Source organism: Neobacillus sp. BF23-41 (assembly GCF_041106275.1).
The window spans coordinates 1-24,265 of the sequence record NZ_JBGBPR010000007.1 but is presented as its reverse complement, the minus strand read 5'-3'; the positions used below and the strand labels follow the sequence as shown (position 1 = coordinate 24,265).

22 protein-coding genes and 1 pseudogene are annotated in these 24,265 nt (G+C 38.8%); 18 read left to right on the top strand and 5 right to left on the bottom strand.

The features are described from left to right. Positions 1-31 precede the first annotated feature (31 nt). The gene (locus tag AB7942_RS12765) at positions 32-1,600 is read left to right on the top strand and encodes a catalase (protein ID WP_369447125.1); all 1,569 of its coding nucleotides are present in this window, start codon (positions 32-34) and stop codon (positions 1,598-1,600) included. A gap of 107 nt (positions 1,601-1,707) precedes the next feature. On the opposite strand, the gene AB7942_RS12760 is transcribed toward AB7942_RS12765, so the two are convergent. Beyond that, positions 1,708-2,379 (bottom strand): Dph6-related ATP pyrophosphatase, encoded by a 672-nt coding sequence (locus tag AB7942_RS12760; protein WP_369447124.1) that lies wholly within the window; start codon positions 2,377-2,379, stop codon positions 1,708-1,710. Positions 2,380-2,650: 271 nt separating this feature from the next. Between AB7942_RS12760 and AB7942_RS12755 the strand changes: the two genes are divergently transcribed. The 7 genes from AB7942_RS12755 (at position 2,651) to AB7942_RS12725 (ending at position 10,592) form a co-directional block, all read left to right on the top strand. Next, positions 2,651-4,030: a sigma-54 interaction domain-containing protein gene (locus AB7942_RS12755; RefSeq protein ID WP_369447123.1), complete on the top strand. Its 1,380-nt coding sequence runs from the start codon at positions 2,651-2,653 to the stop codon at positions 4,028-4,030. A 307-nt stretch (positions 4,031-4,337) separates the two neighbouring features. Continuing rightward, a complete protein-coding gene (locus AB7942_RS12750) occupies positions 4,338-5,447 on the top strand; it encodes an iron-containing alcohol dehydrogenase family protein (RefSeq protein WP_369447122.1) in 1,110 nt (369 codons plus the stop codon). Positions 5,448-5,567: 120 nt separating this feature from the next. Further along, on the top strand, positions 5,568-6,560 hold the full coding sequence (locus AB7942_RS12745; RefSeq protein WP_369447121.1) for an aliphatic sulfonate ABC transporter substrate-binding protein: 993 nt from the start codon (positions 5,568-5,570) through the stop codon (positions 6,558-6,560). Between the two features lie 125 nt (positions 6,561-6,685). After that, the gene (locus AB7942_RS12740) at positions 6,686-7,483 is read left to right on the top strand and encodes an ABC transporter permease (RefSeq protein WP_098934136.1); all 798 of its coding nucleotides are present in this window, start codon (positions 6,686-6,688) and stop codon (positions 7,481-7,483) included. Further along, positions 7,484-8,341, top strand: coding sequence for an ABC transporter ATP-binding protein (locus tag AB7942_RS12735; RefSeq protein WP_369447120.1), 858 nt, complete (start codon positions 7,484-7,486; stop codon positions 8,339-8,341). A gap of 78 nt (positions 8,342-8,419) precedes the next feature. Further along, a complete protein-coding gene (locus tag AB7942_RS12730; RefSeq protein WP_369447119.1) occupies positions 8,420-9,742 on the top strand; it encodes an aspartate aminotransferase family protein in 1,323 nt (440 codons plus the stop codon). A gap of 250 nt (positions 9,743-9,992) precedes the next feature. Next, positions 9,993-10,592 carry a class I SAM-dependent methyltransferase gene (locus AB7942_RS12725; RefSeq protein ID WP_369447118.1) on the top strand — a complete coding sequence of 200 codons (600 nt, stop codon included), beginning with the start codon at positions 9,993-9,995 and terminating at the stop codon, positions 10,590-10,592. Positions 10,593-10,719: 127 nt separating this feature from the next. Here AB7942_RS12725 and AB7942_RS12720 read toward each other — a convergent pair whose 3' ends face one another. Beyond that, positions 10,720-11,013, bottom strand: coding sequence for a hypothetical protein (locus AB7942_RS12720; RefSeq protein WP_369447117.1), 294 nt, complete (start codon positions 11,011-11,013; stop codon positions 10,720-10,722). A gap of 207 nt (positions 11,014-11,220) precedes the next feature. On the opposite strand from AB7942_RS12720, the gene AB7942_RS12715 reads away from it, so the two are divergent. Continuing rightward, positions 11,221-11,730, top strand: coding sequence for a hypothetical protein (locus AB7942_RS12715; protein ID WP_369447116.1), 510 nt, complete (start codon positions 11,221-11,223; stop codon positions 11,728-11,730). Between the two features lie 61 nt (positions 11,731-11,791). Here the strand turns inward: AB7942_RS12715 and AB7942_RS12710 are convergent, their stop codons facing one another. Then, positions 11,792-12,304, bottom strand: coding sequence for a CBO0543 family protein (locus AB7942_RS12710; protein WP_369447115.1), 513 nt, complete (start codon positions 12,302-12,304; stop codon positions 11,792-11,794). Positions 12,305-12,522: 218 nt separating this feature from the next. Here AB7942_RS12710 and AB7942_RS12705 point away from each other — a divergent pair, with 218 nt between their 5' ends. From AB7942_RS12705 to AB7942_RS12675, 7 genes and pseudogenes are all read left to right on the top strand, one after another. After that, positions 12,523-13,245 (top strand): DUF2161 domain-containing phosphodiesterase, encoded by a 723-nt coding sequence (locus AB7942_RS12705; RefSeq protein ID WP_369447114.1) that lies wholly within the window; start codon positions 12,523-12,525, stop codon positions 13,243-13,245. Between the two features lie 139 nt (positions 13,246-13,384). Continuing rightward, positions 13,385-13,558, top strand: a complete 174-nt coding sequence (locus tag AB7942_RS12700) for a hypothetical protein (RefSeq protein WP_168244294.1) — start codon at positions 13,385-13,387, stop codon at positions 13,556-13,558. 283 nt (positions 13,559-13,841) lie between these two features. Continuing rightward, a complete protein-coding gene (locus tag AB7942_RS12695) occupies positions 13,842-16,025 on the top strand; it encodes a malate synthase G (protein ID WP_369447113.1) in 2,184 nt (727 codons plus the stop codon). Positions 16,026-16,153: 128 nt separating this feature from the next. After that, on the top strand, positions 16,154-16,864 hold the full coding sequence (deoD, locus tag AB7942_RS12690) for a purine-nucleoside phosphorylase (protein ID WP_369447273.1): 711 nt from the start codon (positions 16,154-16,156) through the stop codon (positions 16,862-16,864). A gap of 72 nt (positions 16,865-16,936) precedes the next feature. Further along, positions 16,937-18,877, top strand: a complete 1,941-nt coding sequence (locus AB7942_RS12685) for an FUSC family protein (RefSeq protein ID WP_369447112.1) — start codon at positions 16,937-16,939, stop codon at positions 18,875-18,877. 30 nt (positions 18,878-18,907) lie between these two features. Then, a pseudogene (locus AB7942_RS12680) lies at positions 18,908-19,210 on the top strand (isocitrate/isopropylmalate family dehydrogenase); the annotation flags it as partial. Positions 19,211-19,313: 103 nt separating this feature from the next. Then, complete coding sequence (locus AB7942_RS12675; protein ID WP_369447111.1) at positions 19,314-19,874, top strand: hypothetical protein; 561 nt, start codon at positions 19,314-19,316, stop codon at positions 19,872-19,874. Positions 19,875-20,016: 142 nt separating this feature from the next. On the opposite strand, the gene AB7942_RS12670 is transcribed toward AB7942_RS12675, so the two are convergent. Beyond that, a complete protein-coding gene (locus tag AB7942_RS12670; RefSeq protein ID WP_369447110.1) occupies positions 20,017-21,612 on the bottom strand; it encodes an acetolactate synthase large subunit in 1,596 nt (531 codons plus the stop codon). A 182-nt stretch (positions 21,613-21,794) separates the two neighbouring features. Here AB7942_RS12670 and AB7942_RS12665 point away from each other — a divergent pair, with 182 nt between their 5' ends. Then, complete coding sequence (locus tag AB7942_RS12665; protein WP_369447109.1) at positions 21,795-22,433, top strand: hypothetical protein; 639 nt, start codon at positions 21,795-21,797, stop codon at positions 22,431-22,433. Positions 22,434-22,681: 248 nt separating this feature from the next. After that, positions 22,682-23,254 (top strand): DUF2062 domain-containing protein, encoded by a 573-nt coding sequence (locus AB7942_RS12660; RefSeq protein ID WP_369447108.1) that lies wholly within the window; start codon positions 22,682-22,684, stop codon positions 23,252-23,254. On the opposite strand, the gene AB7942_RS12655 is transcribed toward AB7942_RS12660, so the two are convergent. Further along, the gene (locus AB7942_RS12655) at positions 23,251-24,087 is read right to left on the bottom strand and encodes an SDR family oxidoreductase (protein WP_369447107.1); all 837 of its coding nucleotides are present in this window, start codon (positions 24,085-24,087) and stop codon (positions 23,251-23,253) included. The genes AB7942_RS12660 and AB7942_RS12655 overlap by 4 nt on opposite strands. Positions 24,088-24,265 lie beyond the last annotated feature (178 nt).

Here is a 24,265-nt window from a genome sequence, read left to right as displayed (position 1 = left end):
TTACTAAGGTGATAAAAAGGAGGATGGTAATATGGACAATCAAGTCAATCGCGAGAATGAAGGTTCTGAAGAAATACTGACAAATCGACAGGGACACCCCATAACAGATAACCAAAATGTTCGAACCGTAGGAAACCGCGGTCCTATGACGTTAGAGAATTATGATTTCTTAGAAAAAATTAGCCATTTTGACCGCGAAAAAATTCCAGAACGTGTTGTTCATGCGCGGGGGGCTGGTGCTCACGGATATTTTGAGTCTTATGGAACCATTAATGGAGAACCCATTTCGAAGTATACCAGGGCAAAGGTGTTTACGAACACTGATAAACAAACACCGGTATTTGTCCGTTTTTCTTCAGTCGTACACGGCGGTCATTCACCAGAAACGTTACGTGACCCAAGAGGGTTCGCGATTAAGTTTTATACAGAGGATGGAAACTGGGATTTAGTAGGAAACAATTTAAAGATATTCTTTATTAGAGACCCATTAAAATTCCCTGATATGGTGCACTCGTTTAAGCCTAGTCCGGTCACAAACCTGTCGGATCCGGAGAGGATGTTTGATTTCTTATGTCAAACCCCAGAATCTATGCATATGGTGACATTCGTATTCTCACCATGGGGGATTCCTGCCAACTACCGGCAAATGCAAGGATCAGGTGTTCATGCTTATAAATGGGTGAATGAAGAAGGTAAGGGTGTTCTCGTAAAATATCATTGGGAGCCAAAACAGGGAATAAAAAATCTTTCTCAACAAGAGGCAGATGAAATTCAAAGTATGAATTATAGTCATGCCACTCAAGACTTATATGAAGCCATTGAAAAAGGAGAATATCCAGAATGGGAACTTTATGTTCAAATCATGGAAGATGGTGAGCATCCCGAATTGGATTTCGATCCACTCGACCCAACGAAGCTATGGTATAAAGAAGATTTCCCATGGCATAAGGTTGGGAGAATGGTATTAAATAAAAATCCGGAAAATTACTTTGCTGAAGTGGAACAAGTTGCATTTGGAACAGGTGTACTCGTGGATGGCCTGGATTTCTCAGATGATAAATTATTACAGGGTCGAACATATTCATACTCTGATACCCAGCGGTACCGGGTGGGAACTAATTACTTGCAGCTGCCAATAAATCGCCCAAAAACTCATGTTGCGACAAACCAAGATGGCGGTCAAATGGATTATAGACAGGATTTCGGTAAGTTAAAAAATCCGCATGTAAATTATGAACCATCCCTTATTGGTGGATTAAAAGAAGTAAACAACCCTGGTAAAGAACATCAGCCGTATGTAGAAGGAAACCTAGTGAGGGAAAGAATCTCTCGCGAAAATAATTTTGGTCAAGCAGGTGAAACCTATCGGCGATTCAATGATTGGGAGAAGAATGAATTAATTTCCAACCTCTCGGGTGCACTTGCTGCTTGTCGAAAAGAAATTCAAGACCGAATGGTGGATATGTTGACACAATGCGATCCCGATTACGGAAAGAGAATTGCAGAAGGAATAAAAATGGCTGGAAAAACTGCAGATTCAAAAATGCAAGAAGCAGTGAAACAAGCAGAGGAAATGGGACAACCTTCGGACCCATATTAAAAAATAAAAATGGGCGGAATGAGAAAATGAAGGCGGGGGTAGTCACCACCGCCTGTAATTTTCAATAATCCCAACTCCAGCACCAATTCATTTTCTTAATAAGATTACTAAATAAGTCGATAACTCTTAAATTCAAGTTTCTTTGTGGTTTCCAGTTGAATGAATTCTCCATGTTCCAATTGAATCCTCTTTGAAAATAGTGGTCCATCATATACAAAGGTATGATATTCACCGGATTCTCCCATTGGACAAATAGTAGTCTGTTGAACATCGTGTAGGAACGATTCATCTATTATTCTACCAAGCCACGTGTCATCTAATACATCTTCCCGTACACGGATCACGATTGCTTCATAGCCAGAATGGACAAACTTATCCAATGATTGTAAAGAAGCTTCCTTTTTCATCCATAGTGGATACAGGGCATCGACATCTGCAGCGATAGCGACTTTTTCTCCCCATTCCCTGTGTTCATCTAAATATAGATCTCCGTAGGCTATTCCCGTTACATTATATTGATTTTTCAAGGAAAGCACTTCTTCGACAAATTGACTTGTATAGTTTTCGTATGTACATTCGATAAAATGAACAGGAAGGTCTAAAGCCTCGCCTTGTAGTTTTATCATTTCTGTTCGCTCTCCATGGCCAAATGTTCGCCCAAGTTCTTTTGGAACAGTTGTAACCAAGCAAACAACCTCAAATCCCTGCGAAATTAGAGTATCCAAGGCCATGCAACAATCCTTTCCGCCACTCCAAGATAAAGCGATTTGTTTTTTCAAAATTCCCCATCTCCCCATTAATCACATTTTCATTGTTTGTAATAATGATATTTTATCATAAAGATAAACATACTGTTTTCGGTAATGAACATCCTAGGTAAAAGATTGTGTGATACATGTTTGCATTATACAATTTTAAATAATTTATTCAAAAAAGTATAAAAATTATCAATCATCTGATATAACTGAATTATTAAGAAGTTTTACTCGTTTATTATTCATAAATGAATAAATTTTAAATTGATTGGAATTCGAGAAGGGAGGGATATTTGTGAATGATGAAATAAAAGTTTGGAATGAAAATGAAGCCATTCTTCATTCATTGCAAGACGATATTTTAGTGACCGATACAGATGGCATTATTTTGAAGGTTAGTGAAGCAACCGAAGGTATTTATAATATGAAGACAAATGAAATGATCGGTCGATCCGTTTATGAACTTGAAAAAGAAGGGGTTTTTACACCGATTTTGACGCCGTTGGTCATTAAAGAAAAAAAGAAAATTACCCTTGTCCAAACAACTAATAATGGCGATAAGTTACTGGTTACGGGGATTCCTGTATTCGATGCTAACAAAACGCTCGTCCGAATTGTCAGTTATTCACATGATGTAACAGAGTTACTTAACATGAAAAAATACTTAATTGACATCGAAGACGAAATGGAACGAGTAAAAAGTGAGCTTGAATTGCTGAGAAATCTTCAGTTTGATTCTGATGGGATGATAGCAACCAGTATAGAAATGAAAAAAGTCCTCCAACTCGCATTACAGGTAGCTGAAATCGATGTCAATGTGTTACTGCTGGGGGAAACAGGAGTGGGAAAATCACATATTGCTAAATTTATTCACAAGAAGAGTTCGAGGAAGAACGGACCTTTTATCGAGGTGAACTGTGGGGCCATACCCGAATCCCTTTTTGAGGCAGAGTTTTTTGGTTATGAATCAGGTGCATTTACAGGTGCAAATTCAAAAGGGAAGGTAGGGTTAGCGGAACTTGCTGAAGGTGGGACATTATTTTTAGATGAAATTGGTGAGTTGTCATTAGCAGATCAAGTAAAAATCCTCAAATTTATTCAGGAAAAGCAATTTTATCGTGTTGGTGGAACGAGGCTTCGAACCGTTGATTTCCGTATCCTAGCCGCGACAAATAAAAACTTAGAGAATGCAGTAGAAGAAAAAACATTTAGACATGACCTCTATTTTCGCTTAAATGTGGTACCCATCACCATACCGCCATTAAGAAAGCGGTCAACTGATATAATTCCGTTGATTGAATACTTTTTAGCGTTTTTTTCAAAAAAGTACAGTCGGGAGCGCAGCTTTGATGAGGGTGTTATCCATCTGTTGTTAACACAAGAGTGGAAGGGAAATGTGCGGGAATTAATCAATTTAATTGAAAGACTGGTAGTCACCTCACCTAAACAGCTGATTGAAATAGAAAACTTACCTAATCAATTTCGAAAGCCTTTTCCTGATGTGACGTCAGTTGAAGAAACCAATCGCTCCTTGAATGAAATTCTTGAAAGCGTTGAAAAGCAAGTGTTATTAAAAGCTAGAAAACAATACAAAACAACGATTAACATGGCTAAAGCATTAGGAATCAGTCAACCATCTGTATTTAGAAAACTCAGAAAATACGAAATAGAATAAAGAGTGGCACGAAACTTGCACTATTTTTTAGTATGGAGTGGACCATCCAAGTGAGATTTCTTAGCAAGGCTATTCCTTATAAGGAGGGCGATACGAAGGGAAAGCGATTCTTTATTGCTTATATTTATACAGAAATAATAAACGTAAATATTCTCAAATAACATTGTAAGTGTATTTTTATTTCAATTTGTGTATATTCAATTGATAATAGAATATTAGGAAAATATATTGACATAAAATAGACAAATATTTATATTTAAAGAATATTATTCATTTTTAAATAACTTTAGTGGAGAAGAGGTGGATTATGAAAGTAACAATAGGACCAGCTCAATATATTAGAAATAAGGGTTTATTAGAAGCAGCGGGAACTTACATAAAAAACTTCGGAAACTCTGCCGCCCTTATTGGAGGCAATACAAGTAAAGAAATTGTAGAAGTTTCATTACGCAAGAGTTTGTCTGAGCATGGGATTTTATTGAAGCATTCCCTGTGGTATGGGGGAGAATCTTCCGAATCGAATATCGATAGTTTAGTAGCCGACTTAAGGGATGAAAAAATCGATGTCCTCATCGTGGCAGGTGGAGGGAAAGCAATTGATACGGTGAAAGCCGTTGCTTACCAGCTTAACAAACCTTTAGTTGCCATCCCAACAATCGCAGCAACCTGTGCCGCTGCCACACCGATTACCATTCTTTACAGTGATGAAGGTGAATTTATCGGGATTGAACGGAAATCAAAAGTTCCTGATTTAGTCTTGGTAGATTCGGAAATTATCATGGAGGCGCCCGTTCGTTTTTTAATAGCCGGTATTGGTGATACATTGGCTAAATATTTCGAAACGAAATCCTCTGTGAAAAAAGCAACACCAACAGCCTTAAATCAGACGGCGATTGCGATAGCAGGTCAGGTGTACCAAACGTTGCTTCAAATAGGGAAAGAGTCTGTCAATGCTGTAAGAGCACAAACAGTGACAAAAGAATTCGAAAATGTGATAGATACCGTTATTTTAGTCAGTGGCAGTGTAAGTGGGTACGGCGGGGATGATTGCCGGACAGCTGGAGCGCATGCCATCTATTCCGGATTAACGATTTTCCCTGAAGTGCACCACACCTATCATGGCGAAATTGTTGCATTTGGTATTCTTGCGCAGTTGTGTATGGAGAATACCAGCGATGAGGAACTGAAAACGTTAATAAGTTATTACCAGGAAGTAGGACTTCCATTTACTTTACAGCAATTGGGGATAACAAATTTATCAGATAGTCAGTGGAGAAGGCTTGGTGACATTACCGTTACTATTGAAGATATGGCGAATATGCCATTTGAAGTCACACCAGAAATGGTGATTGAAGCTGTCCGCCGAGCAGATGAAATAGGAAATGGGATGTTAACTACTGGTGTTGCTGCACAGTAATTGTTCTTTATTCGTAGGCAGTCCATTAAAAAAGAGCAACAGGGTTGAAAAAACTTGATTTTATGAAGCTAGCTACACGAAAGAGAGATAATTTTTTAATCAAACAAGGGGGAATTTAGGATGAAAAAATGGTTATTAGTTGTTTGCTCGTTGATGTTGTTATTCGCGTTAGCGGCATGTGGAAAAAAGGACGCGGCAAGTACTGCAGAAAATGGTAAGTCGTCTGAACCTTTGAGAGTGACATTGCCGACATGGACAGGATATGGCCCATTATTTTTAGCAAAGGAAAAGGGCTTTTTCAAAAAGAATGGTATTGATGTGGATCTTTCCATTGTTGAAGGATTAGGTGAACGTAAACAAGCGTTAGCAAGCGGGAAGATTGACGGGATGGCAACAGCACTGGATGTGCAAGTTTCATTAGCAGCCTCCGAAATCCCAGTTCAAGTTGTTTGGTTATTGGATGATTCATACGGCGGAGATGGCATCCTTGTAAAAAAAGGAATTAAAAGTGTGAAAGATTTAAAAGGGAAACAAGTAGCATTCGAAGTTGGTTCTACAAGCCATATGCTAGCACTACAAGCCTTAAAACAAGGCGGGTTAACTGAAAAAGATGTGCAAGTTGTCCAAATGTCTGCAGGCGATGCTGGTGCTGCTTTTGCAGCTGGCAAAGTGGATGCTGCCGTAACATGGGAGCCTTGGTTATCAAAAGGAGCACAAGCTAACGGTAAGGTATTGTTAACAACCAAAGATCTATCAGGAATTATTGTTGATACTGTCAGCTTTAAAGAAGATGTCATCAAAAATCGTCCGAAAGATGTGGAAGCTTTTGTAAAAGCTATGGGCGAAGCAATGACTTACTGGAAAGAACATGAAAAAGAAGCCAACGAAATTATGGCGAAAGGTTTAAAAATTGATCTAAAAGAATTTGAAGGAACGGTAACTGGTTTGAAATTCTTTTCAAAAGAGGATAACGTAAAACTATTTGGTACAGAAAGCGCAAAAGGTTCCATTTATCAATCAACAGAAAATGCGATTTCTTTTTACAAGGATCAAAAACTACTTAAAACAGAGCCAAAAGTAGAAGATGTTATCAATCCAACTTTCCAAAAGTAAGAAATTTACTTGCTAAATTATTTTTGGATTCACTTTGATCTGCCTGACTCATGAGTTGTTCTTTTATCCCTCATCAGTTAGGCTTTTTTTCAAAATAAAACGCATAAGAAAATAGGTGAGAAAAAATGATAGCAAAATTGTTTACTCCTAATAAGGAAATTCCAAAAATGTTTTATACTTCGGCTGGATTCTTAACATTTATTATTTTTCTATTGATTTGGTCTGTACTTAGTTACGGGCAGTTTGTTAATCCTTTATTCCTACCAACTCCATCTGCTGTATTAGCCACAGCCGTTGATATGTTTATAAATGGTGAGATTCTTTCGGATATTGGAATCAGTTTTACAAGGGTTCTTTTTGGGTTTCTAGCTGCTGCCATTATTGGCATACCTCTAGGGATCTTAATGGGATCGCTGCGGATTATGGAAGGAGCTTTTGAACCGATCATCGGCTTCATTCGCTATATGCCAGCATCCGCCTTCATTCCCTTACTAATTCTTTGGATTGGACTTGGAGAGACCGAAAAAATGAGTGTCATTTTCTTAGGAACGTTTTTCCAGCTGACACTAATGATTATGGACGTAACCAAAAATGTTCAAAATGATTTAGTCGATGTTTCTTACACATTAGGGGCAAAGAAGGTCCAGGTGTTCACAAAGGTAATTCTGCCTGCTTCATTACCAGGTATTGTTGATACACTTCGGATCACATTCGGATGGGCTTGGACCTATTTAGTGGTCGCAGAAATTGTCGGTGCCTCTAGCGGTTTAGGATATATGATCATGCAGGCATCACGTTTTCTTCAGCCAGATAAAATCATCGTAGGAATCTTGATTATTGGTTTACTAGGGTTGATTACAGATATTCTTTTTAAAGCCATATACAAGGCTTCGTTTTCTTGGATGAGAAAGGATGGTTTTTAGATGGTCACACCTAGTTTAAAAGTTAAAGAGGTCGAAAAAATAGCGGAACCAAAACGTAGAGAATCGATTGTTTCGATAACAGGAACACCAAAGTTAGAAATCAAAGAGGTAGGAAAAGTCTTTAAAACTAAAAGCGGGGAAACAACCGCATTAGAAAAAACCTCCTTTTCGATTGAAGAAGGGGAATTTGTCACCATTTTAGGACCTTCAGGTTGTGGCAAATCCACCGTGTTACGGATTGTCGCAGGTTTAGAAGATGCAACGTCAGGAAAAGTTCTTCTTGATGGGCAGGAAATCAATGGACCTGGACCTGATCGAGGTATGGTGTTTCAATCATACACTTTATTTCCATGGTTATCTGTCAAAGAGAATATTACCTTTGGACTAAAGCTAAAGGGTGTTTCTCAAAAAGAAAGAGACGATATTGCAAGACACTACTTGCAATTAATCGGTTTAGAAGGATTTGAATCGCATTTCCCGATTCAATTATCAGGTGGGATGAAACAACGTGTTGCGATTGCACGGGCGCTGGCAAACGATCCGAAAATATTATTAATGGATGAGCCGTTTGGAGCATTGGATGCCCAAACTAGAAACATTATGCAAGAAGTGCTCTTGAAAGCATGGGAAGAGTCCAAAAAGACGATTCTATTTATTACGCATGATGTCGATGAATCGATCTTTTTAGCAGATTCCGTTTATGTGATGACTGCAAGACCAGGTCGTTTAAAGAAAAAGATCCCTATAACACTAGAGAGACCTAGAGATTTTAGTGTAAAAGCTACACACGAGTTTGCCGAATACAAAGAAGAATTATTGTCGCTGATTCGAGATGAAAGTTTAAAATCGATTAAATAACTCACTTCACTAAACTGATAATAATAGAAGAAACCCGTAATTTCGAGAGAAAAGGATTACGAATATGGAGGTCAAAGTATGGAGAACAAATGGGATCACCTCGTGAAAAATATGCCGAATCGACTTGCACCGAGCATGGCGAAGGACCATCCAAATCTACCAGTTGTGAAAGAAGAAGGCTGCTATTACTTTGGAGTGGATGGAAAGAAATATCTTGATTTTACATCCGGGATTGCTGTCACAAATGTTGGTCATCGTCATCCAAAGGTGGTGCAAGCCATAAAAGATGCAGCAGATGGATTGATGCATGGTCCTTCTGGCGTGATTATGTATGAGTCGATTTTACGTTTAGCCGATGAACTTGCTGAAATTTTACCCGGAGACCTTGATTGCTTTTTCTTTGCCAATAGTGGGACGGAAGCAATCGAAGGAGCTCTTAAACTAGCAAAATATGTGACGAAACGTCCGTATGTTATTTCCTTTACTGGTTGTTTTCATGGCCGTTCGTTAGGCGCATTAAGTGTGACTACATCTAAAAGCAAATATCGAAAATTCATGCAGCCATCCGGTCTTACCTATCAGGTTCCTTATGCAAATGTTAAAGAATGCCCAGAAGGTCTAGACCCTGAAGCATATGTCATCGAAAAATTAGAAAAAGATTTCGCCTCTTTATTTAGCCATCAAGTAACACCGGAAGAAGTCGCTTGTGTGATTTTAGAGCCTGTTCTTGGTGAAGGTGGATATATTGTTCCACCGAAGGGCTGGTTAAAAAAGGTTCGTGAAATTTGTGATCAACATAATATTTTACTCATTTTTGATGAGGTTCAAACGGGATTTGGCCGCACAGGTCAATGGTTCGCCGCACAAACATTTGACGTTACCCCGGATATTATGGCAATTGCCAAAGGAATTGCCAACGGTCTTCCGCTTAGCGCCACCGTTTCTTCCAGTGAATTAATGAAACAATGGCCACTCGGAAGTCACGGGACAACGTTTGGCGGGAATCCGATTGCTTGTTCCGTTGGTCTGGCTACATTAGAAGTAATGAAAGAGGAAAACCTTCTCGAAAATACTAGGATTATGGGGAATTATGCTGTTCAACAGTTAGAAAAAATCAAGGAACGACACCCTGTTATTGGGAGCATCCGTGCGGTGGGCTTAATGATTGGTATTGAAATCATTGACCCTGTTACAGGTGGACCGAATGGTGAAGGATTGTTAAAAATTCTTGACCTCGCGCTTGAAAAAGGTGTTTTATTCTATCTGTGCGGAAATCATGGGGAAGTCATTCGCATGATCCCACCCTTAATTGTCACAATGGAACAAATTGATGAAGGGCTGCAAATGCTTGATGAAGCATTATTGGAGTATGAAGCGACATTGATGCAGCCAGTAAAATAATAATGAGCAAACAGAATGAAAAGCGTTGAGATTGTTCTCTCATCGCTTTTTATTTTGTCTTGTATAAGCAAAATAGTTTATTATAAATATATTATGTAAACTAATAAAATTTTAAGAAGAGAAAATTGTACAAGGATATTACCTAAAAAATGATATCCTGTTATTTTATTAGTAGCAACCTTATCTGGCATTGGGTGGTAAAATAAATAAATCGTATTCCTTTGAGGTTACTTGTTTGGAGTTGAAAGTTTTGAGTCGTTTATTTGCAAATTGGTATGATTTTATTATGAATCCGTTGGAGAAAAAGAAGTTTAAGAGGATTCGGAACGAGCTTCTTTCCAAGGCAACAGGAAGTGTCCTAGAATTAGGATCTGGTACAGGAATTAATTTTCCTTTATATGAATCCTCAGAAAAAGTGACTGCGATTGAACCGAGTCAACATATGATTGAGCGGTCCTTATCGAAACATAAGCAATCACTAGTCCCAATCGAAATTGTTCAGGCAAGTGCAGAAAAGCTGCCTTTTGCTGCGGATACTTTTGATACTATAGTGGCAACACTTGTATTTTGTACGATACCAAATCCGGAAAAAGCCATTTTAGAGATGAAACGAGTATGTAAGCCTGAAGGTAAAATTCTCCTATTTGAACATGTAAAAATGCAAAATCGGTTTTTATCAACACTCCAGGACTGGTTAACTCCCGCTTGGAAAAAAATCTGTGATGGATGCTGTTTAAATCGGAATACCTTAGACTTACTAAGGGCTCATGATATCTCAATAATAAAGGTGCAAAAATATTATCGTGATTTATTTGTTTTTGCTGAAGCCAAAAATAATAAGAAAGCATAGATTTTTCAAGAGTCTCCATATTGGTAGGCTGGCTCTAATGTTGTTTAAAAACAACATTGTTGAGTCAGCCAGTCTCTTTTTCTAACCTTTTATTGATTTAACGCTCATGGGGTTACCCCTAAAAAATTTAATCCTTGATTTCAACATTCCCATTGTCATCAATTTCGATGGTTGTATAGCTTTTGAAGACGTCCATGTTGGTGATTTCATGTTGAACGACGCTGGCAAAGCTCTCCATGTAAGGCTTGTACACCTCAGGGTCTTTGACGAGATGATAAAAATTCACTCTTTTTCCATCTTTCATATCCGTCATCCTTAGTAAAAATCGGTCGCCAAATTGCTCTTTAAACCAACCTCTTGCTTCCTCATGACTATTAAATTTAGGCATTTGGTTAGGATCAATTGTAAGATCTTGATTCATTTCCTCGTTCACCCCTTTCCAATATATTGCCTCTTCTAATATTCCCCATTGGCATATAAATTATTGTGTATTAAATGTTTAAATAAAAATTCAACTGTCACTTCATTTATATGGTAAATTTAAAGAGTGAGAATCAATATTACCGCTATAAATTAGGCATAGTTTCTATTAACTAATAGATGAAACAAATGTATGGAGGAAAGGTTTATGGTAGTTGTAAAATCAGTCACAATCGATGGAGAGAGTATCTTTGTATTTAGAAACGCGGTCTACATCTTTGAATCGAGTTCGGGTATTACCTTAGAATTAAATCTGATTGTCAGTGAGGTTGTTGTTAAAAAATACAAAAACGTGGAAAACCTAATAGTTGAGATAGAATTTGAAGATGATAGAATCATAAATTCCATTATGCATGTAAAAATTCTGAGTGGCGGCTTGCCACAACTTAATTTATTCTGCGCGCTCGATGATATCCAAGAATATCAAGATTTTGATCGGGTAAACGAAAATGATTCTTGGTTTCCGAATATAGAAGATGGCATTACTATAGAAGAAATAAGAAAAGTGGAAATGCCAAATGAGGATGTTGGTTTAAAACTTAATTTGCCAATTGACCAGGTCGAGTGGTTAAAAAAGCAAAAAAAGAAAAGCTTAAATGAAATTTTTCAAGAAATGATCTATGAATTTTGGGAAAAACAAGAATCGAAAGGATTTTGAAAATCGGTACACTTCCGTCTGAAAGAGGACAGACGGAAGTGTGCTGAAAGCCGTTATAAAATTACTTCATTTTGACAAGGGAAACATCAAAAACTAAACATAGAAAAATAGCAAAGATTGCTGAAAAGATAAGGGCGAGGATAGGTCTTTTAAAATGGATTCGAATGATTAAGAACATAACAATTACGAATAATAGGGACCATAATAAATTCCAATGATGGTGGTAGGTAATAGATCCGCCCTTCACCGCTACATATTCCAAAATAATATAGGCGCATGTAAAAAAGGCAATGTAAAGAGATTGAGAGAGGACGCCTTTTCTAAAAGGATATTTAGAAAGGTAAACCCATGTCGAGAGGGGCATTCCAATTAAAGTTAATAACAAAATCGGAATCATAGCAAACTGTACCCCATTTGGTTCCATTTGCCAAAGTTGATATTTATAACAAAGGAGTTCATATAATGCCTCTCCGAGGGAAGCAAAAAGCATCGTAGGATAATAGGCCTTCCAATTTCGATCAGCGAACTTGGAGGCAACAATTATCCAAATAACCGAATAGATGATGGCAATCATGAGGTACACTCCTAGAAGTTAATAAATACTATATTTCCCAAAAATAGATATACCATCCATGGGTGAGTAATAATAAAATTTTTAAATTCAGTTATAAATTCTACAAATCATATAAAGAATTAAGTTCTATCATCGGTGAAACATCCTTTTCCAAAAAGAAAAAATGGGTTACATTTGTAAGTATGATTCTAAAGGTTGGCATTGGGTGGTGATACCGTTTGACGGAAACAAAAAAGCTGCAAGAGATAGATTTATATAAACCCATTCAGACTTATTTTTTACGTGAAGGGTATGAGGTTTACGGGGAAGTGAAGGACTGCGATATTGTTGCGGTGAAAGATGAAGAGTTAGTTGTCATTGAATTAAAACTCACCTTAAGTGTGGATTTACTAATACAGGCGTCCAAACGGCAGCGGATTACGGATAAGGTTTATGTGGCGATACCGAAACCGAAGCATCGTTTAAATTCTAAACGGTGGACAGAAAAATGCCATTTAATTCGCAGGCTGGAGCTGGGATTGATTGTTGTTTCGAGCCCAGGAAAACGGGGAAGGGCAGAAATTATTTTCGAGCCCACTTCATTTATTCGCCGCAAAAACAAACGCAAGCGAGATTCTATTATGAAGGAAATTAACGGCCGTAGTGCGGACTATAATGTGGGCGGCAGTAATCGAACCAAGATTATGACAGCTTATAAAGAAAATTGCATCCAAATTGCGTGTTACCTAGAAAATTTGGGTCCATTATCCCCGAAAAAGTTAATTCAATTGGGATCTGGAAAAAATACTTCCTCGGTCCTTACTAAAAACTATTATGGTTGGTTTGAAAGGATCAAACGAGGTATCTATGTAATAACTGAGAAGGGGAAAGAAGAAATCAAGGAATATCCAGAGTTAGTAAATTATTATATAACTAGTTTAGGCGACGAGAAAGTTACCTAAGCTATTAAAGGCTGTCCGAATTTCACGGAACAGCCTTTTTTTAATTGAATAATCACTTTTGCTCACCAAGTTTTAATTTCTCTGCAATTTGTAAAGACTGTTAAGCAGAGGGCGATTAAGATAGGAAGGAGACTTATTTATGAATAAACCTTTTGAATACCAGGAAATCTTCTATAACGAAGTCATCTATTTTTTAGAAACGAAATGGAAGCGTCGACTAAGTGATCATGAGAGGCATGTACTGATTGAAGGATATCGATTTGGCAGAATGGTTGAGGCAGAAAATGAAATCAAAATTCTTTCGGCTAAGTAATCATAAATTTTTGAAGTGAAATAGACTTCTGGCAGCATCTGACGGTAATTGTTGCTGCCATCATTCATATTTTTAAAGGATGTTGAAGGAAAAGATAATCTTGCATACTGCAAGGTTTTTTCTTATTTCAATTGTTGTATAATAAAGGAAGCGCTTCATTATTTTTTGCGGAGAGGAGAAAATGGGGAAAGGTTTAATAAGATTCTTATTTTTTCATTTTGAAGAGAATCACAGATTAATAGGTGGATGTTAAAGTTAAGCTACATAAGGAGGAAATTGAACGATGTCAAACTATGTAAAAATAGGTAATCTTCAAGTAGCGGATGTACTTTATCAGTTTATTAACGAGGACGCTTTACCTGGAACTGGCTTGGAACGCGAAAAGTTCTGGGCTGATTTCGAGACACTCTTTGCTGATTTGACACCGAAAAATAATCAGCTATTAGCTCGAAGGGATGACATTCAACATCAAATCAATGCCTGGCACCGAATAAATAAATCCTTCCACTTTGAAAATTATAAATCATTTTTAAAGGAAATTGGCTATTTAGAGTCTGAAGCAGCAGACTTTCAAATTACTACTGAAAATGTCGATGAGGAAGTAGCCTTAAAAGCAGGACCGCAGCTTGTCGTTCCTGTTGATAATGCCCGCTATGCCTTAAACGCAGCTAACGCCCGGTGGGGAAGCCTTTACGATGCATTATATGGAACGGATGCAATAAGTGAGGAAGGCGGAGCCCAGCGAAATGCTGGCTATAATCCAGTTCGAGGGGAAAAAGTAATTGTTTTTGCAAGGGAGTTTCTTGATCAAGCCATACCACTTAACCAATTTTCCCATAAGGAAGCTGTTAAATATTCGATTGTGAATGGGAAATTAGCAGTTTTACTCCGCAATGGCTCAACCAAAGGGCTTTCAGATGAAACCAAACTATTCGGGTATCAGGGGGATCCAGAAGAACCTTCCTCCATTTTGTTTAAAAATAATGGACTCTATTTTGAAATCCAAGTCGACCGCAGCCATCCAATTGGCAAAACAGACTTAGCTGGTGTTAAAGATATTTTCATAGAGTCGGCATTAACGACGATTATGGACTGTGAAGATTCAGTTGCTGCCGTTGATGCAGAGGATAAGGTGCTTGTTTATTCAAATTGGCTCGGATTGATGAAGGGGGACTTGACAGCTGCTTTAACTAAGAATGGAAAGACGATCACCCGATCTCTCCAGCCTGATCGACAATATACATCCCCATCAGGTGAAGAATTCGCCTTAAAAGGGCGATCGCTTATGTTTGTCCGTATTGTCGGCCATTTAATGAAGAGTCATGCCATTCTTGATAAGGATGGGAACGAGGTACCAGAAGGGTTAATGGATACGGTACTTACCAGTTTAATTGCCAAGCATACTCTTTTGGCGAATGGAAAATATCAAAACTCGACTAATGGATCAATCTATATCGTAAAGCCGAAAATGCATGGGTCCGAAGAAGCGGCGTTTGCCAACGAAACGTTTAATCGTGTGGAAGACATGCTTGGTCTTGTACGGAATACGCTAAAGATTGGTGTGATGGACGAAGAGCGCCGGACGTCTTTGAATCTGAAGAATTGTATTCGTGAAGTAAAAGATCGAATTGTCTTCATTAATACTGGTTTCTTGGACCGGACTGGTGATGAAATTCATACGTCTATGGAAATCGGGGCGGTTATTCGCAAAAACGAAATGAAATTTTCGACTTGGCTGCAAAGCTATGAAAAATCAAATGTGTATGTCGGACTTGCGGCTGGTCTGAAAGGTCGGGCCCAGATTGGTAAAGGGATGTGGGCGATGCCGGATCTGATGGCTGAAATGCTCAAGCAAAAAATCGGCCACCTGCAAGCGGGCGGGACGACTGCATGGGTTCCTTCACCAACCGCTGCAACCCTGCATGCCCTTCATTATCATCAGTTAGATGTTTCAAAGGTGCAGCATGAGTTAGCAAAGGATATTCAGGATTTAAGAGATCAGATTTTAACGATTCCGGCTGCCGAAAATACCAACTGGTCCGGTGAGGAAATTCAGCAGGAGCTTGATAACAATGCCCAGGGCATACTTGGCTATGTCGTTCGTTGGGTAGAAATGGGCGTTGGCTGTTCGAAAGTACTAGATATTAATCATGTGGGTTTGATGGAGGACCGTGCCACGCTAAGGATTTCTAGCCAGCATATCGCTAACTGGCTGCATCATGGTATTTGTACGAAGGAACAGGTTCTAGAAACGTTAAAGCGGATGGCGAAAGTAGTGGACCGTCAAAATGAAGGTGACCCGGCCTATCGCCCGATGGCTGTAGATTATGATCACTCTGTTGCATTTCAAGCAGCGTCCGACTTAGTATTTAAAGGCTATGATCAGCCAAACGGCTACACTGAGCCGATTTTGCATCGTCGCCGTATTGAAGCTAAAGCTAAATGGAGAGTCGAGCACCACAATTAATAGTGCCAAAATCACAAGCAACTACATGGTTACAGATGTAGTTGCTTTTTTTTGATGAATGAAACTGTCACCATAAGGAAAAATACCTTAGATACATTACCTTTTAGGAGTGAATAGGAATGAGTAATATGGAACAGAAGGAAACGCCGCATATAAAGCCAAATGGGGTAGAAATTGCAGAAACGATTCTTTTACCAGGTGATCCATTACGAGCAAAATTTATTGCTGAAACCTATCTAGAAAACTCGGTACAATTTAATTCTGTCCGCAACATGTTTGGGTATACAGGAACCTATCAAGGGAAGAAAGTCTCAGTTATGGGCACAGGTATGGGGATGCCCAGTATGAGTCTTTATTCATGGGAGCTGATTCATGTATTTGGTGTAAAAAATTTAATCCGGATCGGTACTTGTGGTGCCATCCAAGATCATATGAATTTGTATGATATTGTATTGGCGATGGGGGCTTCGACCGATTCTCGCTATGTTCATCAATACAACCTTCCTGGAGAGTTTTCCAATATTGCTTCGTTTAGTTTGTTGGAAAAAGCGAAGAGAGGTGCCGATCAAAAAGGTCTTCCGGTTCATGTAGGAAATGTTCTAACCAGCGATATTTTTTATAATGCGGATCCCACTGCCATCGAAAAGTGGCGGAAAATGGGAATTCTATCTGTGGAAATGGAGACGGCAGGACTTTATATGAATGCAGCATATGCCGGGGTTAACGCGCTTACGATTTTGACGGTAAGTGACCACATTATTAGGAATGAACAAACGACACCGGAAGAAAGACAAATAGCTTTTACTAATATGATGGAAATCGCCCTTGGACTAGCCTGAATAAGAGATCACTCGGCAATGAAGGAATTCATTATTCATGTGAATTACTAATGTTGGAAAGAAGCGATCAGGATGGAAGAAAGCCACAAAGCAGGAGCCTCTAAATCTAAATTCCTAACTATTATAAAGCAATCGATGGCAGTGAATAAGAAGCCATTTCCCTGGCTAAAGGCATTTTGTGCAGGTATTGCTGCAGCACTCCCTGTTATTATTGGATTATTATTTGGTAATTTAGAATATGGATTGTTAGCCGGGATGGGGGGCTTTACCTATCTTTATGTATTTAATATCCCCTATGCTCAGCGGGCAAAAAAGCTAGTATTTGTCATTCTTGGCATGTGCTTGGTCTCAGTATTAGGGACACTATCTGCTCCATATCCACTTGCTATCGCCATTTTAATGGGGATCATTGGAGCAGCTGCTATTTTTATATTTGGTGCATTACGAATAACGGGACCCTCTGCCATCTTTTTTGTGTTGGTTTTTTCGATGACTACAGGGATGCCAATCCAACCAGAGCTTGCCCCGTTACGCGCCGCTCTTGTCTTTCTTGGAGGAACCCTATCGTGGATGATTGCCATGTTTGGCTGGTTCTTCAATCCACATGGCCCAGAAACAGGGGTCGTCCAAAGAGTTTATTTGGAATTGGCTGCGTTTCTCGATTCCGTTGGTACAAATAAATTTTCTGTTTCGAAACATCGAGTTATGTCCGTTTTGAAAGAAGCAGAAGAAACATTGGCAGCAGGGTATATCCCTTGGCGAACAACGGATCTCTTTAATCGTTTATACGTATTAAACAATCATGCCAATCAACTATTTTTGTATGTTCTTGAAAATTTTTCAGATAGTCATTCCAACTTCCCACCTGAATTGGGTCAAACTATCCGGGAAATGGCTCATTCACTAGACCATAAGAAAAAGGGAGAAAGTTTTTCAAAAAAAATTCTTCAGCCTTCAGATATGGATGAAAAGGTGGCTCAATTATTTACAATCGTTTATGATGCGGATGCCATCATGAATGAACCAACATCTAAAATAAATCAAACGCTTCGAATTTCCAAACCTTCCTTTAAGACTATTTTTATGGGTGCCTTTGATAAACACTCGATTGTTTTTATTACGGCGATACGATTCGGCGTTATTACGACTATTGCTGCAATTATTGCCTTTCAGTTTGCATTTGTACGGTCCTATTGGGTCCCTTTATCCTGTGTAGCTGTTTTGTCAGGCTCTACCATTGTTGCGACCTATCATCGTGCCATTCAAAGAGGATTGGGTACCATCATTGGTATTTTAATTGCTAGTTTCATTCTTGCTATGCACCCAGATGGTTACATTATTGCTTTTTTCGTTTTACTATTGACGTTTATTACGGAACTTTTTATTGTAAAGAATTATGGATTGGCAGCCCTATTTTTTACACCGAATGCATTATTAATGGCAGAAAGCACGAGTCAGGGAAGTTTTAGCTTTTTCTATTTTGCCTCGGCCAGATTAATCGATGTGTTGATCGGAATTAGTATTGGTCTCATCGGTGTAAGGTTAGTAGGGAGGCGATCAGCCTCTAGTCGACTGCCACATTTAATCACCAAAACCATCTCAAGTCAGGCTCAATTTTTGATCATCCTCTTTTCAGATCAAGGAGAAGGTTTTATTGCTTCGGAGAGTAGAGAATTAAGAAAAATGCGTACGAATATTATTAATTTAATTACGCTATATACTACTGCTGCAGGCGAGATTCCGGTTAATCAAAAAGCAGTGGAATACTACTGGCCGGTAATTTTTTCGATCGAGCATTTAGGATATTTACTAGAAAATTGTTCAAGAACCGAAGAACGTCCAATTCTATCAGATGAAACACTCTCCCAATTGCTTTATATATGTGAAGCGATGGCCAATGCCACCGATCGAAAACGTTCGCCTTCTTTAAAAACAGTACCTAACATCGAAGCATTTCCTAGCATTCAAAGTGAAATTATCAGCCTGCAAAAGTCGCTTCAAATGGAAGGTTGAGTTTCTGTAAAAGTAAAAGAAGGGCCAAGTATGGGAAGTATCGGGGTTGCGCCAGCCGCCAACATTAATGTAAATGGAAAATATCCTTCGATGTTTGAACCGGTTCATGGGTCTGCACCTGATATTATTGGGAAGGGCATCGCAAATCCGCTTGGTCAAATTTGGACGGCCAAAATGATGTTAGACCATTTTGGAGAAGAGGAACTAGGGATTTTATTATTAGATGCTATTGAAAACGTCACCAATGCGGGCATCTTAACACCGGACCTTGGAGGAAGTCATACAACAGAAGAAGTAACAGAAGAGATTATTAGGAAGTTAATAATAAACTAATATGTTATCGTTTCAATTTCTAATTTAAATCGCGCATCGGTTCCATCACTAATAAATAATAATATATTGTATGAAAAGAAACGCAAAGACCGAGGTGGAGCCGATGTATTTGTTCAAATCAATTTCGGATGATATTCCTTTAGCGCAATTAGTCTTCAAACAAAATTCTAAAGCAAAACGTCTTGTTCTAGCTGCACTATTTGCTAGCATCTCAGCTGTTCTCCAGGCAGCAGGTGGTTTTTTACCTGGAATAGGCTATTTTATCAGCCCTTTTGCTACCGCACCTATTCTATTCTGTTCGATCCTCTCCCTTCCACTTGGCGCCATGTCTTATTTCCTTACCAATCTATTGCTATTAATCCTTCAACCTAGTGAATTAATTATCTTCCCATTTACAACTGGTTTGTTAGGGCTGGGGACCGGAATCGCTTTCAATTTTCTCAAGAAAAGAATAAGCATCGTTGCTTTTGGGGCTACTTTTTTAACAATTGGAATGATCAACCTTTTATATGTTTTCAAATTTCCAGTCCTGGGTCCAACTGTTTCTGGTTCTTTTTCCATCCTAACAACAGGCAGTATTTTTTTATTTTCTTTTTTTTATAACTGGATTTGGGTTGTTATTGGGTTAACATTTTTAAAAAGGTTTAAGAAGTTTTTAACCTAGTACCCCTCCAAATCACACCTGTGTTCGGAGCAGCCCCTATATTTGTTCCCAATTTTTTCTGGTCGTTTCATCGTATCCACCCTGGAATAAGCCTTTCTATCTACTTATTCAGATAGGAGTTGTCCATATTCCAGTCTAGGGGTCAATTTTGCATGGCAACGTCGATTACAACGATTTCCTTTAGGGACTGCAGCTCCTCTTTGAGGATGTTTTCAAATTCACCAAGGGTGCTGGCTCTTATTCCTTTAATACCAAAGCTAGCAGCTAAATTAACAAAATCCGGGTTCTGGAAGGTGACTCCGTAGTTTTCCCCAAACATTTTGTTCATTTGCTGAACCTCAAGTTTTAACATTGAGTCATTTAAAACAATAATGAGGAATGAGAGTCCTAGACGTTTGGCCGTCTCTAATTCTGCAAAATTCATGAGCGCGCCGCCATCACCAGTAATACAAATAACGTCGTCATCTGGACAAGCCAGTTTTGCTCCGATGGCACCCGGTATGGCAATTCCCATTGAAGCTAGACCGTTTGAGATGATTAACTGGTTTGGTATTTTGGGCTGATAGGTACGGGCGATTGAAACCTTATGGGAACCGACATCAGAAATCACAATTGTGTTCTCTGAAGTAAGACTTTCAATACAATGGAGAACATTCTCAATTGTATAGGGCAGTGTGCTGGGGTCTGGCTGATCTTGGTCGATTTGATAAACGGTCTTTATTTGTTCTCTAAGTCCCCCAGAAGGTACCCAGGATTTAGTTGGGAGATCTGATTGATTAAGCATTTGGAGTGTCATCTTAATGTTCCCGACCAGTTCACCCCCGATAGGGTAATATTCATTTATTTCGGCAGGTAAAGTATCGATATGTAGAACCGGAAGTTTCTTTTGATTCCAGTCTTTCGGCAGTTTTTCAACAAAGTCGAAGCCGATAACAATCAGTAAATCTGCTTCCTCCATGCCTGGTAAGACTTCATCGTTTTCATTAAATCCAAACGTAAAGAAATTCAGCGGGTGTTCCTTCGGAAGCACACCTTTTGCCATAAAACTGTGGCTAACAGGAGATTGAATGGTATTGATAAAGGTCAGCAACTCAGGGTATGCCTCCTGCCTGATTACTCCGTTTCCAATGATAATAAAGGGTTTTAGTTGTTTTTTTATAAGCTGGGTTGCTGCTACGAGTGCCTCATTAACTGGGACACTTTCAGGCAAAGATGTTACTGGCAAAGGCTTCCCAGGAATCATTTGAGCGGAAAAGTTCTCCGGTATCGTAATAGCGACCGAACCCGGTTTCTCCATTTTTGCCACTCTGAATGCTTTTCGAATAATCGCGGGTACAGTCTGGGATTCCTTGATTTGAGTGCTCCACTTTGTTGTCGGCTCAAACAATTTAGCTATATCTATATATTGATGTGATTCATTATGGTGACGTTCCACACCAGCTTGTCCAATTAATGCCACCACGGGTGAATGATCGAGCTGAGCGCTGGCAATACCAGTTAATAAATTTGTTGCTCCTGGACCCAGCGTCGATAAACAAACGCCGACTTTTTTTGATAGTCTACCATAAACATCGGCCATAAAAGCAGCCCCTTGCTCATGCCTGACATTCACATACTGAATTTGTGTTGATTTTGATAATGAATCAGCAAGATCGAGTGTCTCCGTGCCTACGATCCCAAACACATATTCCACACCTTCGTTTTCTAAACAATGAACGAGTGCATCTGTTACTTTCATCTGATCCTCCAAAAAAACTTGATTTTTATCCTATGTTTTCTATGGTTACCGCTGATAGGATTTTTTAACCTCCCGCTAATAGTAGATGATTGGAAAATTGCCTAAAGAAAGAAGCAGCAGACGTTAGGTTATGGTAGAGTTATAATGAGAAGAAAATAATGGAAGTAAATAGGTGATAAATAATGCATGAAAAACAACAATATGTCTGGTATGCAAGTTATGGTTCCAATATTAATGCCGACCGATTCTTATGTTATATAAAAGGTGGTCAACCTGAGGGATCAGCACAAATTGAGATAGGATGTAAAGATCCTTCCCTTCCAGTAGACGAGTCAATCTTCACCATAGACCTGCCCCTTTACTTCGCCAAAGAAGCGGCTAGATGGGAATCTCAAGGAGTAGCCTTTATCGGTTTGAACCAAGACAAAGGAAACCATACCTATAGTAAGAAATATCTAATTACGGGCGAACAGTTTCTAGATGTCGTCAAACAAGAAAATAATGGACTGAATTTTGAGATTGATTTAAATGATGTTAAACAGAAGGGTTCAAAAGTATTCCACCGCCATTCCTGGTATGGAAATATACTGTATTTGGGAGATGAAAATGGCTTTCCCATTTACACCTTTACAGCCCCATGGGATATTAATGAAGTCGAGTGGAAGAAGCCTTCCACTGCCTATTTAAAAACCATTATTAAGGGATTATCAAAAAATTATTCAAATGAAGAAATTGTTGCTTATTTTCAAAGCAAACCTGGCATTAAAGATCAATTCGCTGATCATGAATTGGCACTTCTGTTAAAAGGCCGTGAAGGGTGATTTTTTCTTCCCTTTTCACGGCTTATTTTTATCAAGAAAGGAATAATAAGAACATTCATTTAAATGTCCTAACGATTAGGAGAGGAAAATTTATCCTTGGTAAATTGTGAATTCGCTTACAGTTCACAATTTAGACCTTAATTATTCTGTTTTTAGTGTTATGATAATGATAATGGTACTAACGAATTGAGACCTCGAATTACTTGGAAGCTGTGGATGAAAATCTGAAAAAAAAAGGAAGTATTCCTATGAACTTAAAACATAAAAAGCATAATATTATTCAACGAATTGGACGAGCTTTTAAGTTGAATTTTATCAAACTGTTACGTTCTCCCGGAGGAGCGAAAAAAGTTTCCTTGGGATTTGCGATTGGCTTTGGTTTGGAAATGGTCGTTCTATCGTCTGCATCCCTTATTTATATTGTGTTTTTACCGATGGTTCGGATAGCTAAAGGTTCATTACCTGCAGCAATCATCGGAAATGTCATTGGAAAACTATCCTTTCTTCCTGTTCTTCTCTTACCTTTTGCCAAGAAAATTGGTAAACTAATCTATCCATTTAACGGGCAAATCGGGCATAAGACACCATTTTCGTTTGAACAATTATTGCAAGGGGATTTCCGTGGCGTAGTCAGTCTTCTTCATGGCGGAGTCCATGTGTTAATTGGAATGACTATTTTTGGGATCATACTTGGTGTCATCTCGTATTTCTTTGTTCATTATTTTTACGAAAAAGAAAAAACGAAAAGACTTACGAGAATTCGTGATAAACAAGCATCTCGAAAAAATCCTCTTGTTATCATCGATGCTGCTAATAACTAAGGTTTTAGCTTCTTTAAGATGATTGATTCTACAAGCTTCCACGGCAGGAAATTTTTAATGGTAAGCATATTCTTTACACCAGCCCCGATTGGATACCGGAGGTCAGGTGATTTCGATTGCGAAGCAATTTGTGCAGCCAGTTTGGCTACATCGATTGGATTGCCATGGCCGGCTTTTCCACCTTCAATTTCATTTAGTAAGCTACCAATATAGGCTGAGTAGGGTGATTCAGCATTGACCTCCATCCCATTAACACTTGCCCAAATATTGGTTGAAAAAGATCCAGGCTCAATTAAAGAAACATCAATCCCAAATGGTTTCAGCTCCAGTCGTAAGCTCTCGCTATAGCCCTCAAGCGCGTGCTTGGATGCGACATATGCAGACAATCCGGGGAATCCAAATTTTCCGCTGATACTGCTCATATTAATAATCCTGCCCTGTTTCTTTGCCCGCATCAATGGAAGGACTGCCTGGGTTACGGCGATCAATCCGAAAAAGTTGGTTTCAAATTGAAGCCGATAATCCTCTATTGAGAGCTCTTCACTAAAACCTCCAAGTGCATAACCCGCATTGTTGACTAACACATCTATAGAGGGATAATCCTCTAGTTTGCCTCGAAATAGAAGAATGGATTCCGTGGAGGTAACATCAAGTGGGAGGACATGAATGAAATTTTCTACCTGGTTTTCTTTTGCAAGTTCGAGTAGGGGCTGTGCTTTGTTTACATCTCTCATCGTTGCAATCACCGTAAATCCTTTTAATGCCAGTTCAATCACGGTTAATAATCCGAAGCCGCTAGAAGATCCTGTAACGATGGCTGTTTTTTGTGTCATGATGTTCTCCTTTCCTACCTTTTCTTCTATTTAAACTTAAAATAGAGAAGTTTGTATAGCTTAAATGGAAAAAAGGCTGTCCCAAAATACTTGGGACAGCCTTTTTGTGTGCCAGGCATGTTCATTAACTAGGCGGTGCAAGTCCGCTATGGGCGTTGGGATATGCGAACCATTAGCC